This is a genomic window from Lysinibacillus sphaericus, assembly GCF_015844675.1.
Classification (GTDB): Bacteria; Bacillota; Bacilli; order Bacillales_A; family Planococcaceae; genus Lysinibacillus; species Lysinibacillus sphaericus_E.
Window position 1 is genome coordinate 218,547 of the sequence record NZ_LDGC01000002.1, and the last position, 13,274, is coordinate 231,820.

At 38.1% G+C, this 13,274-nt stretch carries 11 protein-coding genes; 7 read left to right on the top strand and 4 right to left on the bottom strand.

Annotated elements, in window-relative coordinates:
* Window positions 1–130: 130 nt before the first annotated feature.
* Window positions 131–1,024, bottom strand: a complete 894-nt coding sequence (locus ABE34_RS00925; RefSeq protein WP_197139752.1) for an accessory Sec system S-layer assembly protein — start codon at window positions 1,022–1,024, stop codon at window positions 131–133.
* On the bottom strand, window positions 1,024–3,387 hold the full coding sequence (gene secA2 / locus ABE34_RS00930; RefSeq protein ID WP_197139753.1) for an accessory Sec system translocase SecA2: 2,364 nt from the start codon (window positions 3,385–3,387) through the stop codon (window positions 1,024–1,026). The genes ABE34_RS00925 and secA2 overlap by 1 nt, the downstream gene beginning before the upstream one ends.
* Window positions 3,388–3,611: 224 nt before the next feature.
* Here secA2 and ABE34_RS00935 point away from each other — a divergent pair, with 224 nt between their 5' ends.
* Window positions 3,612–4,676, top strand: coding sequence for a glycosyltransferase family 4 protein (locus tag ABE34_RS00935; RefSeq protein WP_197139754.1), 1,065 nt, complete (start codon window positions 3,612–3,614; stop codon window positions 4,674–4,676).
* Between the two features lie 662 nt (window positions 4,677–5,338).
* Here ABE34_RS00935 and ABE34_RS00940 read toward each other — a convergent pair.
* Together ABE34_RS00940 and ABE34_RS00945 are read right to left on the bottom strand one after the other, a co-directional pair.
* Entirely contained in the window at window positions 5,339–6,373 is a 1,035-nt protein-coding gene (locus ABE34_RS00940; RefSeq protein WP_197139755.1) for an LCP family protein, read from the bottom strand.
* Between the two features lie 137 nt (window positions 6,374–6,510).
* The gene (locus tag ABE34_RS00945; RefSeq protein WP_197139756.1) at window positions 6,511–7,149 is read right to left on the bottom strand and encodes a YigZ family protein; all 639 of its coding nucleotides are present in this window, start codon (window positions 7,147–7,149) and stop codon (window positions 6,511–6,513) included.
* Window positions 7,150–7,316: 167 nt separating this feature from the next.
* Between ABE34_RS00945 and ABE34_RS00950 the strand changes: the two genes are divergently transcribed.
* The 6 genes from ABE34_RS00950 (at window position 7,317) to ABE34_RS00975 (ending at window position 13,267) form a co-directional block, all read left to right on the top strand.
* Window positions 7,317–8,465, top strand: a complete 1,149-nt coding sequence (locus ABE34_RS00950) for a sensor histidine kinase (RefSeq protein WP_197139757.1) — start codon at window positions 7,317–7,319, stop codon at window positions 8,463–8,465.
* Window positions 8,466–8,501: 36 nt separating this feature from the next.
* Entirely contained in the window at window positions 8,502–9,176 is a 675-nt protein-coding gene (locus ABE34_RS00955; RefSeq protein ID WP_197139758.1) for a response regulator, read from the top strand.
* Window positions 9,177–9,544: 368 nt separating this feature from the next.
* The gene (locus ABE34_RS00960) at window positions 9,545–10,093 is read left to right on the top strand and encodes a DUF3225 domain-containing protein (protein ID WP_197139760.1); all 549 of its coding nucleotides are present in this window, start codon (window positions 9,545–9,547) and stop codon (window positions 10,091–10,093) included.
* A 277-nt stretch (window positions 10,094–10,370) separates the two neighbouring features.
* Entirely contained in the window at window positions 10,371–11,216 is an 846-nt protein-coding gene (locus ABE34_RS00965) for a DegV family protein (RefSeq protein ID WP_197139762.1), read from the top strand.
* A gap of 96 nt (window positions 11,217–11,312) precedes the next feature.
* Window positions 11,313–12,680, top strand: a complete 1,368-nt coding sequence (locus ABE34_RS00970) for a DEAD/DEAH box helicase (protein WP_197139764.1) — start codon at window positions 11,313–11,315, stop codon at window positions 12,678–12,680.
* Window positions 12,677–13,267, top strand: a complete 591-nt coding sequence (locus ABE34_RS00975) for a ComF family protein (protein WP_197139766.1) — start codon at window positions 12,677–12,679, stop codon at window positions 13,265–13,267. Before ABE34_RS00970 ends, ABE34_RS00975 begins: the two co-directional genes overlap by 4 nt.
* Window positions 13,268–13,274: the final 7 nt, after the last annotated feature.

The window sequence follows — 13,274 nt, forward strand, 5'->3', positions numbered from 1 at the left end:
GAGGTGAATACCCGCGGAAGGAAGGCGAATACCCGTGAAACGAGCAAACACCCACACGAAGCAGAGACACCCGCAAAGGCAGATCAAAAAAATCCCTTCTTTTTATAAAAAAAGAAGGGATGTCGATAGTTTATTGTGTAACGCGTGCTGTCCAACGAGATAGGTCGGCTTCTTTTGCGTCAACAAGTTCTGCAGGGAAGACGAATGTCCAAGGTTTCGTTGAGTTTGGTTGTACAGTTAATACTGGGTCCATGTTGAATGAACCGTTAGCAATTTGTTTACCTGTAGCATCTATAATTTCTAGTGGTAATTGTTCTAGGTTAATAGCTTTATTGTGTCCGTTTCGGATGAAAATCGATACATTTAGGTTGCCGTTGTCAGCTAGTTTTGCTTGTAATCCAGTGAAGTTAACTTCAGTTTCACCTAGTTTTGGTAAAGTCTCGACGATTTTAGCTAGCTCTTCTTTTTGAGCTGCTGGTAGTTGTTTTTCCCATGATGGGTCAAGTTCTAATTGGTGACCGCGAAGGGACACAAGGTTGAAGGCGATTTTCCAGCCATCTTCAGGGATTTCGTCTACTTTAATTGCAGATTTATCGAATTCAAATACCCATGGACGAGCGCTTTCTGCTGGAATTGTACCAAGTGCTTTGAAATCGAATTTTTTAGAGGCCACTAGCTCGTCATTTTTATCCATGATGAAAAGCTCAATTTCTCCTAGCTCGATTGCTTGTGGTAAAGATGAGCGGAAAAATGCGCGAACATGCCATTTACGTTTGTTTTCTTCAATACTAATAGAAGAAAGAGATAATTGATTTGGTTTTAATGGTTCTAGTTCGTTTGCTAGGAAGTTGAAAATGTATTTTTGTTCCTGTGGTACATCCCAATCTGGATGGAATGAAAGCTTTGTTACAACATCGCGATTATCGCCTGTATTCGTAGAAGCTTTTCCTAGTAAGTCTTTTGAGTCAATTGTGTTTTCTTGAACGATTTTGTCTGATTTTTTAAAGAATGAGAATAAGCCCATTATTGTACCTCCTGTTGTGCGTCAATTGTTTTCATGTAGCCGGTAATTTCTATAATAATAGAACGACGTAATTCTTGGAAATTCTTACCGAATAACTCAAGTCCCTCGCGTTGGTAAATTCGCATTGGATCTTCTTGCTGGTAATGACGTAAGCCAATACCTTCTTTTAAATGCGCCATTACTTCCAAGTGTTTCACCCAACCACTATCGATGAAACTAAGCATGATTTGTGGCAGAACTTCTAGTACTTGTTCATTTTCAGCGAATTTCTCTATATGATTGAGCAGTTCTTGTTCAGAAGGTTTAATGTCTTCTAAAATTTGTTTTACTCTGCCCACTTCTCGGTCAATTGTGACAGGTGTAATGAAAAGTGAGTTGAGTGAACTCTCCATTTGATCATAATTCCATTCAACAGAATTTATTTCTTCTGGCGCAGCGTCGAGAACAGCAAATTCAACCGTTTCACGAAGCATTTTTTTAAGCTCGCCCATTAAGTCATTCTCAGCTAAGATTTTGTTACGTAGACCATAAATAACTGTACGTTGGTCATTGATAACATCATCTAATTTTAGGTTGTATTCACGCATACCGTATTGGGAACCTTCAACAATTCGTTGTGTACGGTTTATGAGTTCTTGAGCATCTTTATTTTGAATAATGCCTTGTTCGTTGACAACCATTTTTGCAGAGAATTTTTCAACTTCTTCTTTTGCGTAGCGACGGAACATATCATCTTCAATAGAGAGAATGAAGCGACTTTCACCTACGTCGCCTTGACGACCTGAACGACCACGTAACTGATTATCTACACGGCGGCTTTCATGCTTTTCGGTACCGATAACATATAGGCCTCCAAGAGCATGAACTTCTTCGCCTAACACGATATCTGTACCACGGCCAGCCATATTGGTAGCTACTGTAACACGCCCTTTTTGTCCTGCTTGAGAAATTAGTTCAACTTCTTGCTCAACTGTTTTAGCGTTTAGCAATTGGAATTTTAAGCCTTCTTTTTTCAAGCTATCGGCAACTGTTTCAGATTGCAGTATGGACGTTGTTCCTATTAAGACAGGTTGTCCCTTTTCGTGACGACGTTTAGCTTCAGCGGCTACATACTTATATTTATCTTCTTGCTTGCTGAAAATAATATCAGGCTGATCGACACGTTGACGTGGACGATTGGTTGGAATTTGAATAACTTCCATGCCGTACACTTCTCGAATTTCTTTTTCCTGTGTTTTCGCAGTACCTGTCATCCCTGAAAGCTTCGGATACATACGGAAATAGTTCTGAATTGTAATTTGTGCCTGTGCTTTATTTTCATCGGTAATCGTTACATTTTCTTTTGCTTCAATCGCTTGATGTAAGCCATTAGATAGTGAACGACCTTCTAAAATACGACCTGTGAACATATCAACAAGCTCGATTTTGTCATCCTTGACGATGTAATCAACATCACGTTCAAACATGACATGAGCACGAACAGCTTGGATAACATAATGGAAAAGTGATTGGTGCTCTAAGTCATACAGATTATCAATATTGAATGCAGCCTCAACTTTTTCAATACCTTTATCTGTTAGGGAAGTAGCTTTTGTTTCATCATCAAAATCATAATCTTCATCTACTTTGAAACGTTTTGCTAACATAGAAGCGATGCGATGTAATTCATCGTTAGATGGCATTTTACCAGCGATAATCAGTGGTGTTTTTGCCTCATCGATTAGTACACTATCTACTTCATCAATAATAGCGAAGTGATAAGGACGCTGTACTTTATCAGCTAAGCTGTATGCCATATTATCACGCAAGTAATCGAAACCAAATTCAGTCCCAACACCATATGTAATATCTGCATTATAGGCTTCCTTTTTCTCGTCTGCTTCCATCATTGGTAGATTTAAACCAACTGTTAAGCCAAGGAAACGGTGAATTTGTCCAACTAGTTCAAAGTCACGTTTCGCTAAGTAATCATTGACGGTAATAACATGAACACCTTTGCCTTCTAATGCACGTACATAAGAGGGAAGGGAAGCAACTAGCGTTTTACCTTCACCTGTAGGCATTTCAGCGATATTGCCTTCAGTTAAAACAAGACCGCCAATAAGCTGTACATCAAAATGACGCATTCCTAATACACGTTTTGAGGCTTCGCGGACGACTGCAAATGCATCTGGGATGATGGATGCAATAGGCTCATCTTGTTGTAAGCGATCTTTGAAAATAAAAGTCATTTCTCTTAATTCCGCATCTGACTTATTAACATATTTTTCTTCTAGATTATTAATTTGTTCTACTACTTTATAATAGCGTTTTAATTGACGAGCACTCGTTTGCTCTTTGTTACTTTTGAAAATTGAGAACATGAAATATACGCTCCTTTAATGTTGTCTAACTACTAGACACTACATTATTCTATCAAATTTTACGTATGGTGACTACATTTGGCATACAGCATTCTTCCAATCTGAAAAAGATGGAAAATATTTGTGAAATGGTGGAAAATAAATAGAAAAAGTATATTTCGGCGCCGGTTCGTGCTATAATCAATTTGGATTTAATGTAGATTATTTTTTTGAGGAGGAGAGACATGCTCTACGTGTCTATAATAGCAGCATTTGTTGCTTCAATATTGTTAACTCCACTAGTTAAACGATTAGCGTTCAAAATAGGTGCTGTCGATGCACCAAACTACCGAAAAGTACATGCACGAATTATGCCAAGACTCGGAGGATTGGCGATCTTCCTTTCTTTTTTAATAGCTGTAGCTATATTTCAGCCGATTTTGATAATCAATGAAAATGGTAGTAACTTTTTACTTGCAATTATTATTGGTGCTTGCATTATCGTAGCAACCGGTGTCGTAGATGATATGCGTGAAATTTCCGCAAAGGCTAAATTAGTTGGCCAGCTTATTGCGGCACTTATCGTTATCTTTGTAGGTGGCATTCAAATTGATATGATTACCCTGCCATTTGTAGGTGAATTAAACTTTGGATTCCTAAGTATTCCTTTAACAATAATTTGGATTGTTGGTATTACCAATGCCATTAATTTAATTGATGGCTTAGACGGTCTAGCGGCAGGCGTTTCAACGATTGCCCTTATTACTTTAGCTGTCATGGCAATTATTATGAACAATATGTTCGTATTAGCAATCGCAGCCATTTTAGCAGCGGCAACAATCGGATTTTTATTTTACAATTTCCACCCAGCGAAAATTTTCATGGGAGATACGGGAGCATTATTCCTTGGCTTCATGATATCAGTGCTCGCATTGCTTGGATTTAAAAATGTTACAGTCGTTACTTTAATTATCCCAGTTATCATCCTAGGTGTGCCGATTTCTGATACATTCTTTGCGATTGTTCGTCGAGTACGCATGAAGAAAAAATGGTCTGATCCTGATAAATCACATTTACATCACCGTTTACTAGATATGGGCTTTACACATCGACAAACAGTGCTCATTATTTACGGGATTGCAATAATGTTTGGTTTAGCCGCAGTTATTTTCTCTATGGCAAAAGTATGGGGTGCGATTTTACTCGTAGCAGTTATTTTAACAGCAATTGAAATATTGGTTGAAGTCATTGGACTCGCGGGTAAAAACTATAAACCATTATTGAATTTTGTACGGATATTTAATAAATAATAAAATAAAAGCAATCATACATTTTGTGTGATTGCTTTTTTGTCGACTCTTTTGGCACGATTTTTGGTGAATACCCGCGGAAGGAATGTGAATACTCGCGGGAGGAAGGTGAATACCCGCGAAAGGAAGGTAAATACTCGCGGAAGGAATGTGAATATCCGTGTAAGAGAAGCGGATCCCGGGGCGAGGAAGAGATACCCGAGGAAGGAATGTGAATACCCACCGCGGAAGGGAAGCGAATACCCCGAGGAAGGAATGTGAATACCTGCGAAAGGGAGGTAAATACCCGAGGAAGGAATGTGAATACCCGCGAAAGGGAGGTGAATACTCGCGTAAGGAATGTGAATACCCGCGCGAGAAAGGTGAATACCCGCGGAAGAGAAGTGAACACCCACAAAATAGTGGATAATTAATTAGCCTAACTCCTGCAACCTTTTTTGATTCCAGAAAGAACATAGTTACAGCGCTGTACGAAGGAGCCATTAAGAAGTGCAGCCACCAGAGCGTTTTGAGAAGCTGCACATGTATCTAAGAAGCGAAGTGACGGAAAGGGGACGGAGAGAATGTCGACTGAATATATGGTGGAAGCAATACTCAAAATGATTCCATAAAAAAACCTTTCCACAATTTGAAGTGGAAAGGCTATAAGTTTTTTAAACTAATTAATTTACTGAAGTTTCTTCACTTGAATCACTGTCAGAGTCGTTATTTGTGAGGCTTGTTGAATTTTCATCTAAGCCAAGGTGGTTTTGCAAAGTTTCTTTTACTTCATTAACCGACGATTGATCTAATTGATAATAATATACACCAGTAGACATATCATCAGTGCCTTCTAAATTTAAAGTGTCAATGCGTGGTACACCTTTTGTTAAATAAGATAAGAAGGATTTCATTTCATCAAATGTCATATCCGTCTTCATGTTATTACCAAGTGCCTTAATAACATCATCGTATTTTGAGATAGAACCAACAGAAGAAACTTTATTGATGATAGCTGATAGAATTTCTTGTTGGCGTTTACCACGCTCAATATCGCTATCTTGTTTACGTGTTCTTGCGAGTGCAAGTGCTTCACTACCGTTTAAATGCTGCATACCTGGCTTCAGGTTGATTGTAAATTTGTCGAATTCGTCTAACTCGTGTAAAGCATAAGGTACTTCAGCTTCGATGCCACCTAATGCATCAACTACGTCAATAAAAGCGTTGAAGTTCATACGTACATAATAGTCAATTGGAATATCTAATAATCCTTCAACTGTCTTGATTGTTGTCAGTGTACCACCCATAGCATGTGCATGGGTAATTTTATCTTTATATCCTACTTTAGGAATATAAACGTATGAATCACGAGGAATGCTTAGCATTTTAATCGTATGCGTTTTATTGTTTAATGTTGCTAAAACTAGTGCATCGGAACGTGAATGATCAGAACCTTGCCCACGATTATCACTATCGTCCACACCGACAAATAAGATAGATACATTATCATGTATCGGCTCTACTTTACTTTCGCGAAGTGCTGAAACGTCGCGGCCTTCTAATTTTTCATGTGCTGAGTCAGCAGCGTGTTCCACTTGTTTAGTAAGGTAAACACCATAAGCAGTAACACAAATTGCTAAACTAGCAACGAGAAGTAAAGATACTTTTATAATTAAGGAAGCTTTAGAAGACCTCTTTTTGTACTTTTTATTTTTCATTTATATTCTCCTCTAAGTTATGGGGATTATAATACGATTAAACTAAAATTTATGCAAATTTAAGTAATAAATAGGCAGTTGATAAAATAGCTTAACGTTAAAATTATACTATGCATAAATAGTTTCGGCAATTAAAACTATTTATCTACAATAAATTCAATAAATTGAGCATTCTCAAACGTAATGTTTGCCTGTCCGTTTGTCATTTCTGTTACCCAGTTTCGGAACTGTTCTTCCTCCTCTTTTAACACGGATACAATAATGTCGACGCCTTCTAAATAGCGAATTTCCTCTAAAGAATACGAAGAACCGCGAATTTCATTTTCCACTTTGCCAAGCCATGTGTAATCAACGGTAATTTTCATAAAATGATGGAGCTTGCGTTCGACAACCTGGGCAGCGAGTAAACCTTCTGTTGTCGCTTTTCCGTAAGCACGAATGAGACCGCCACCGCCAAGCTTAATGCCACCAAAGTAGCGTGTGACGACAACGACCGTATCTTTTAATCCTTGTTTTTTTAGGACTTCTAACATAGGGACGCCAGCTGTGCCACTAGGTTCCCCATCATCATTTGCTTTTTGAATATGATCATGCTCACCAATCATATAGGCAGAACAATTGTGTGTCGCATTATGATGCATTTTTTTTATGCGTTCAATAAAAGAAATTGCATCCTCTTCCGTTTCTGCGCGTTCTATATAAGTAAGAAAGCGAGATTTAGAAATAACAATTTCGCTTTCTCCGTATCCTTTTACTGTTAAATAGTTTTCTCTCATCCGTACCAATCTCCTTTTAGGTAGAGTTCTATTTGACTTCTATTCTATAATTTTCATAAAGAAAAAGCATTAAATTTTAACAGCGGGATGATATAATGGGTGTAGACTATGTAATTGGTCTATTGAAATGGTAAGTAATCATAAGACATTAGACTGGGGAGTATACTATGTTTTCAAATGATACCTTCGATTTAAAGTCGCTTGATGACATATTTAATCGAATGTTAGAAACAATCATGAGCTCAAAGGACGATATCTTTATTATAAGTGAACAAAGCCGTAGAAGCTTCGAAGATATGCAAAGAGAGCTAGAAATTGTTCGAAAACAAGTTTCAATTGTTATTGATGAAGGCGATGCTTTAGAAAAAAGCACACAGCTCGCCAAGCAAAGACTTGTGTTAGTGAGTAAAGCTTTTGATAATTATACCGAAGAACAAGTTAGAGAAGCGTATGAAACTGCACAGGATTTTCAAGTGAAGCTCTCCGTTATAAGAACACAAGAAAAGCAACTACGTGATAAACGAGATGATTTGGAGAGAAGGTTAAGAGAATTACTCGATACGATTGAACGTGCAGATCATATTGTCAATCAAGTAAATGTCGTTTTGAATTACTTAACTTCAGATTTAAAAAATGTTGGTTTAGCACTTGAACAAGCAAAAATGAAACAAGATTTTGGTATACGTATCATTGCGGCGCAAGAAGAGGAGCGTAAACGTCTATCTAGGGAAATCCATGATGGCCCTGCTCAGATGCTCGCAAATGTGTTAATGCGCACTGATTTAATAGACAGAACGTATCGTGAAAAGGGCATTGAATATGCATTGGCAGAAATTGTTGATTTAAAGAAAACGGTGCGTAATGCATTATCAGAGGTACGACGTATCATCTATGATTTAAGACCAATGGCACTTGATGATTTGGGAATTGTTCCGACATTAAAAAAGTACTTATCAACAGTGACTGAATATAATCCGGATGTTGAGGTTCATTTCCAATCAAGAAGCACCGAAAAGCGTATACCATCAAACTATGAAGTATCTATTTTCCGCTTAGTACAGGAATGTGTAACGAATTCCATGAAACACGGAAAATGTAAGGATATTTGGGTCAAGCTTGAATGGTTGAAAGATGCCGTAAATATCGTTGTAAAGGACGATGGCATAGGTTTCGATTCCCAGAAAGTTAAAGACCATTCCTTTGGGATTTTAGGTATGAAAGAACGTATTGAAATTTTGGATGGGACAATCTCAATTACAAGTGAGATAAATCGAGGTACGACGGTTTTATTTAAAATTCCGTTAGAAGTAGAGTAAAACGATTGTTTGAGGAAATTTAGGGGGTAAAGACAAATGACGAAGATTATTATTGTAGACGATCACCAGCTATTCCGCGAAGGAGTAAAGCGTATTTTAGATTTTGAAGATACGTTTGATGTGGTAGCAGAAGGTGATGATGGAACGGATGTAGTAACTTTATATGCTGAAAATCAACCTGATGTTGTACTAATGGATATTAATATGCCAGGGAAAAATGGCGTAGAGGCAACAGCAGATTTAATTAATGAGTACCCAGATGCAAAGGTTATTATGCTTTCTATCCATGATGATGAAACATATGTAACACACGCATTAAAATCTGGATCACTAGGCTATATGCTGAAAGAAATGGATGCTGATGAAATTGTTGAAGCTATTAAAGTAGTTGCTAATGGTGGATCTTATTTACATCCAAAAGTAACTAAAAATTTAGTAGCGGAATTCCGTCGCCTTTCTGAGCATGAAAATAAAGGTAACTTCCATCAAACAGAAATTCGTCGCCCATTCCATTTGTTAACAAAGCGTGAATGTGAAGTATTACAATTATTAACAGATGGACAATCAAACCGTACGATTGGTGAGACGCTATTCATTTCTGAAAAAACAGTTAAAAACCACGTTTCAAGCATTTTACAAAAAATGAATGTAAACGACCGTACACAAGCTGTTGTTACAGCCATCAAAAATGGCTGGGTTGAAGTACGCTAATAGATATATATAGTATTTAACTTCTTTCAGGAGAAATGAAAGAAGTTAGAGCCTCTGGCGGATGTCACGGAATCGGAAAGGAGTTCTTTGCGCTAGCACAAAACCGATTCCGGACGCAATTATGCTGAGGCAAAATTGATAGCTGTTTTTAAAGGCTACTATATTATTTAGTAGTTTTTAAAGCAGTTTTTTTTATGGGAACGAATTGTCGAAAAATGTAACAATTTATACATAGAGATCGATTAAATCGTGCAACATTTTATAAGCGTGGGCGTCATAAGGAAGATATAGCACCTAAATGTTGAAAATACACAACAAAATTCCTACAACGGGATTTATATGCTACAATATGCGCGGGAGGTTTTTTGATGTTAAAGAAAAGTTTTCTAGCAGTTTTTACCTTAATGATTTTAACTGCCTGTGGTGATAAGTATGAAGAAAAGAGTCCAGAAGCACTACAAAAGATTATTGATGAAGGTACAGTTGGTTTTGAAACGGCAGATGGTGTTATAAAAAAAGCTGAAAATGTTCCAGCCGATGAAGAAAAAGCAATCTTTGCGGCTTTTAATGAGTATGTAAAAGCCTTAGATTCCGAAGAAATCGAGCGTTATATGCGAACAATCTCAAAGAATCCAAAAGGCTTTAATCTTGAAGAAGAAAAAGAATTTGTAGCCGAAAATTTTGAACAGTACGACGTTAAAAGAGATGTTAAAGATTCAGTAATCACAAAATATAGTGACAATGAAGTTGAGGTCACTGCAGATATAACAGCTCATTTAACAGAGTTAAAAACAAATGGTCAACATGTAAATAGTCGTCGACAAATTACGGTATTTGTAAAAGAAGACGGTGAATGGAAAGTATCAAGTGTTTTTGCTTATAGTGGTAATTATTTTCCAAGTAATAAAGGCAATTAATAAAAATAGAAGGAGAGCTTCATCTCCTTTTCCATACATATAAGGTGAATGTGGAGTTAGTATTTTTATTTAAATTCACATTCATTTCTTTTTATCTTTAATCGACTAATGGGGGTCCAAACATCTACTGAAATAAAGGGCTCATTCGAAGAACGACACGTCCTGTGGCAATTTTATCTTTGCGAAAGCGACCAACAAATGTCTTCCGTAGCGACAGCAACAATTGCGCTAAGGCGCAATTGATTGTAAACTATTTAGAATAGGAGAGTGGACATGGATGAGGACAGCAATCGTAACAGATAGTACTGCATATATTTCGGCTGAGGAACGAGCACGCTTAAACATTCATATGATTCCGTTAAGTGTAAATATCTCAGGTCAACTTTTTGAAGAAGAAGTAGATATCACGGCATCTGAATTTTATGATAAAGTACGTGGGGCAAAAGAATTCCCAAAAACAACCCAGCCTCCAATTGGAGAGTTTGTCGCTCTCTTTGAAGAGCTGGCAAAAGAGTATGATGAGGTAATATCTATTCATTTATCAAGTGGTATCAGTGGTACATATCAAGGGGCCATACAAGCTGGCGAGATGGTGGAAGGCATTGATGTGTCCGCTTTTGATAGCGAAATATCCTGTGCGGTGCAGGGTTTTTACGTTCTACGAGCAGCTGAATTGGCGGCTCAGGGCTTGTCTGCAAAAGAGATTCACGCTTCATTGGAGGAAATGAAGCAATCAGTTCGTGCTTACTTCATTGTAGATGACTTAGCGCACTTACAACGTGGGGGACGTCTGTCTGCAGCAGCGGCATTAATCGGCGGCTTATTACAAGTAAAACCGATTTTGCATTTTGCGGACAAGGTCATTGTACCTTTTGAAAAAATTCGTACACGTAAAAAAGCATTAAAGCGTGCAGAAGAGCTACTAGCTGAAGATGCTAAAAAGTATGAAGCAATGGACGCTGTTGTAATCCACGGCAATTGCCTTGCTGAAGCAGAAGAATGGCTAGCACAACTAGCAGCAACCTACCCGAACGTTAACTTTAAAATGAGTTATTTCGGTCCCGTCATTGGCACACACTTAGGTGAAGGCTCAATGGGTCTAGGTTGGACAAAAAAATATTAGTAAGTGAGACAGTCTCTACGTAAATTGTGTAGAGGCTGTTTTTTTATTTAGGAATTTCTTATCGCCGATAAATAATCACATGAAAGGAGCAGAGCAATGACATACAAAGGTTGGTTGTTGCCACTTACATTACGAGATTTTCATGAAGGACGTATTTGGTTAAAGGAGCATGCCCCATTTTCTAAGGAAGATATCGAGAAATCAATCAAGTTTAAATACTTCCATATAATAGAAGGAATCCAAAAAGAGCCACATCTAAGATGCAATCGTTGCCATAATGAAGATCTTCAGCAATTTACAACGTTTGATTGTTCAAAGTGCCAGCAGCGATGTGTATATTGTAGACATTGTCTGAATATGGGCAGAGTGAGTAGTTGTACGCAATTGATAATTTGGACAGGCCCTCGCGCAATGAGAGCAAGAAAGCATTCACTCAAATGGACGGGGCAATTGACAGTGCTTCAACAGCAGGCGGCAAATGAAATGTTAGAAAGTGTGAAGGCAAGGCGTTTCCATCTTTTGCATGCAGTATGTGGGGCTGGAAAAACAGAGCTACTTTTCCCGACTGTTCATTATGCGTTAGAGCAAGGCATGCGAGTATGTATCGCTACGCCTCGTACAGATGTAGTGTTAGAGTTATATCCACGCTTTCAAAAAGTTTTCCCGCAAACGATAATCCATGCATTATATGGTAAATCACCAAAGCAGGAGGGCTATGCCCAGCTCGTGTTGGCGACAACACATCAGCTTTATCGGTTTGACCGAGCGTTTGACGTCATGATTGTTGATGAAGCTGATGCCTTTCCGTATACATTTGATGAAACGTTGCAAAGCGCAGTGCAACAGGCAAAAACAGAAAAGGCGCCACTATTGTTGGTCACGGCAACCCCTTCGCCTAAACTACTTACTCAATATCAAAATGAAAGCTATTCATTTATCTCGAAGCGCTATCATGATCGTCCATTACCAGTCCCTCGATTTCATTCCCTATGGAGCTATGAAAAAAGCTTGAAACGAGGGAAAATCCCAAGAAAGCTAAAACAATGGACAGAGGAGCGCCTTGCACGCAAAGAGCCATTTCTAGTATTTTTCCCAAAAGTAGAGTTAATGAAAATAGCAACACCTCTTTTTCGGTTATTAGATGACAGCATCATGGCCGTACATGCGGAAGATCCGGAGCGTAAAGAGAAAGTGCTGAAGCTACGTGATAAAGAAGTTCCAGGGTTACTGACTACGACCATTTTAGAAAGAGGGATTACGATCAAAAATGTGCAGGTTGCAGTCATTGGGGCAGAATCGACCATTTTTACTTCAAGTGCACTCATACAAATCGCAGGACGAGTTGGTCGAAATGCAGATTTTGCAGAAGGAGATGTCGTATTTTTTCATCATGGTATTACGGCTGAAATGGATGATGCTCGGACAAAAATTCTTTATTATAATAAGAAAGGATTTTCATCATGAATAAAATAGAAACACTGTGCTTATTATGCTCACAGCCTTTGCGCTCAGCAATCTCATGGAAACTACTTTTAACAAAACAATTTCAGCCAACTATCTGTGATAGATGCTCTGCTCAATTTGAAAATTCCTCAACAGCAGCAGCACTTTACCAATATAACGATGCGATGAAAGACTTTTTACACCAATATAAATTTCTTCAGGATGTTGCACTTGCTAAAGTATTTCGGCAGGAGTTACATGCACGATTGAAGCATGAAAAAGCAACCATTATACCGATCCCTATGCACCCCGTTAAGCAAAGGGAACGTACCTTTTCACATATGGAGGAATTATTGAAGGCTGCGAATATTCCTTTTATACAACTTTTAGAAAAGACGACGACAGAAACGCAAAGCTCCAAAAATAGAGAGCAGCGAAACCAAACCGCATCCCTTTTCCGTCTGATGGATGGAGCCCATGTAGAGCATAAAGAATACTTTCTTTTTGACGATATAAAAACGACGGGGACGACATTAAGGCATGCTACTGAGGTTTTATTAAATGCAGGCGCCAAAAATGTCAAAAGCTTCACACTAATTAATGGATGAAAATGCT